The sequence below is a fragment of the Mycetocola reblochoni REB411 genome, from assembly GCF_900163835.1.
Lineage (GTDB): Bacteria > Actinomycetota > Actinomycetes > Actinomycetales > Microbacteriaceae > Mycetocola_B > Mycetocola_B reblochoni.
On sequence record NZ_FUKR01000038.1, the window covers coordinates 1 to 2,709 of the forward strand.

2 protein-coding genes are annotated in these 2,709 nt (G+C 62.8%); one reads left to right on the forward strand and one right to left on the reverse strand.

The genetic code is table 11. The features are described 5' to 3' along the window. Positions 1-37: 37 nt before the first annotated feature. Entirely contained in the window at positions 38-685 is a 648-nt protein-coding gene (locus FM119_RS07400) for a DUF4365 domain-containing protein (protein ID WP_087137044.1), read from the reverse strand. A 555-nt stretch (positions 686-1,240) separates the two neighbouring features. Here FM119_RS07400 and FM119_RS07405 point away from each other — a divergent pair. Then, positions 1,241-2,677, forward strand: a complete 1,437-nt coding sequence (locus FM119_RS07405; protein WP_143822648.1) for a hypothetical protein — start codon at positions 1,241-1,243, stop codon at positions 2,675-2,677. Positions 2,678-2,709 lie beyond the last annotated feature (32 nt).

Below are 2,709 nucleotides of genomic sequence, written 5' to 3' on the forward strand. Positions count from 1 at the left end.
AGCCGTCCTCCACGCCTGCCTCACCTGGGCGACCCTATTAGGAGACACGCCCTAGCCACGTACGCCGAGATCGCACGAGCTCCACTATCGCCTCCCGGGGATTGCCCCGCCCGGCTGCAAGGTCCGCAGCGAGGGAGGCCGCGGCGAGCGAGTCCGTCTTCCGAAGCTCGTCAAGTCGAACGACTGAGGCGGGCGGCAATCGTTGACTGTTCGTCTCGTAAAGCAGGTCTGTGTTTTCAAGGTATCTACGAGTGAGCCCTTGCCACTCGTCTGACGCCGCGGAAACGTCATTCCCCCGCGGTACGAGGACTTTGTAGTTCTTGCCCGTTGACTCCAAGGTGTTCGAATCGATGACTTGCCAGAAGCATCGACTCGAATCGAGATCCGCCAGCACTAGCAGCACAGGCAGCGAGTGATTGAGCCAGTAATCGGCGTGCTTAGCGGTGACCGAAAAGTACCAGCCGTCCTCGGTCGGAGTCTTGAACGCGCTGGACCCGCCCTTGATCTGTAGGGCTATGAGCTCCCCTGTTGCCCGTTCGTCTGTCGTGATTTCGACGTGTGCGTCAATGCCGAAGTCGCTCGTCTCCTGACTGCGGAACAGCCACCCGAGGCCGTTAAGTACAACCGTCTCGGTGAGCGCGACGGATCGCCGGTTCGTCAGCTCTGTCGCAATCTGGGAGGCCACAGTCGTATTTCATCACGGGCCGCTGTCATCGCAAGCAAAAAGACGCGGCGAGTGGAGTTGAGGTGTGCTCAAGCGAGCGGTCGAGGGCAGACCAAATGCGGACGGTCCGAATGAAGATCGGCCCCACAGTCTCAGGATCGATTTCCTTGGGCGGCAGCCTGAATGGCGGGGGTGGAGCGTGCGACGCAGTTGTACCTGGAGGGAATGGCGTTGGCGCAGGTCGGCGCCGAGGGCGGCGTGTCGGTGGGAACCGTCCGTCGAGCATTGGTTGGCAGCGGCGTTGCGCTTCGTCCACCGCTCCAAGTGAGCCCCGGCGCTCGTCGCGAGACAAGCCGCGAGCAGGGTGTCGAGCTTCAAGGTTCTCGGCTCCGGAGGACCCATGTGCTGAGCCGGTGAATCGCTGCCGGGATCGACAGGGGGCCGACGCCACGCCGCTACGCCACGGCGTCGGGGTCCCTCGCACGCGTAGATTTGGGTCATGACGGAGATCCTGGTGTATGTGCGCAACGGGTGCTGCACTCCGCCGGGTACCGCCAGTCACACGCTGACAGCGCGATGGGCGACCTGATGAGTCGCCGCGGCGGTCCAGCGGCGGCGCGCACCGCTGCGCGGCTTCGAGAACTCGGGACCCTGCGCTACTGGACGAAGCGACAACAGCGGTCTCGCCGAGAGTTACAGCGCTCCGTTCGTGGGCAGCGTCTTCGGGGCTGGCTGGAAGACCAGCAGCGTGATCTCGGGATCGCAGCAACTCTTGCCAAGCGGTCGGTGTGGCCGGCACTGTCGGCTGCCCTTCTGGTCGTGGTGTGCGAAGTCCTCGCATGGGTCGCGGCATACCTTCCCGGCCCCCTGGGCGAACTCAGCCGACGCTTTGAACCAAACTCGTACCAGACTCTCATCGGTGCGTCGGTCACCGCCACGGCTACTTTCCTCGCGCTGTTCTTCACAACGGTCGGCGTAGTGGCCTCGACTACCTACCGGTCGGTTCCCGCAGAGATCCGCACACTCTTCATCGAGGAACGCAGCAGCGTGATCTACGTCCGAGGCGTGGTGCGCGCCCTCGTGTTCGGGGTGCTCCTCTTGCTGGTCGGTGCATTTGTGCGAGAACTCAGCATGGTGAGCATAGTTGTCCTGGGAATGCTGTCACTCAACGCGGTGCTGAGGTTGATGCTGTTGGGCAACAAGCTCTTCAACTTCTTCGACCCGTCCACACTCAGCCAGGCCCTGCCTGCGCGATTCGATCGAGCACTGCGTCGCGTGACGACGCCTGCAACCGCCTCGGACAAGGCCAACCAGGTGATAGCCCACCATGAGGCCTCCCAAGTGCTTCGCCTCTACCGACAGATCACGGTGCTGCTGTCTCAGGAGCAGGCGTCAGAACCCTCCGCTTCGCGCCGCGTCGCCAACCAGCTCCTCAACATCTCAGCCCGCTATGCAAACGCCAAGGGCTCGATTCCCACAACCGGTGACTGGTGGGGAGTCACACCGTCTCACCCGAACTGGCTCACTCTGGACCACCATCGCCTGAGCATGGCACTGGCGACATCGACCGGAGTCACACCCGCGCTGGAGCCCGATCCGCTCTGGGTGGAACGAGGAATCACAGATGCCCTGAACCGGCTTCTCACCTCACTGATCCGAGACGGGCATGATGCGACCGCCGTAGAACTCGCCGATCGCGGCAGTCCACTCGTGAAGCTACTTGGCTCCCGTTTGCAAATCGAGGAAGCACTGCTGTTCGCGAAAACGTTCACGGAGGCAATGGTCTACGCCGTGGATGACGACAAGAAGCAGCCAGGCGGCGGCCAGCAGGTACAACTGAATACTCTTGCGGCTGCGGAGCGCAGTATATCCTCGATGACCGATCTTTGGCTCGGCTATGTGCATGCGGTGCGGACTCTCGCCGAAGATGATCTCGCCAGCGCGTTCGACAGCGCGGTAGCCGACCCCGCGCCGCCGTCGGAAGTGGTCTGGGACTGCTGCACGTTTAGGTGACATCTGATCTGGCTTGCCTGAGAGGGCAGCCT

Coding starts and splice junctions, on each gene's coding strand:
- FM119_RS07405 (WP_143822648.1), top strand. CDS start 1,241: ATGGGCGACCTGATGAGTCGCCGCGGCGGTCCAGCGGCGGCGCGCACC.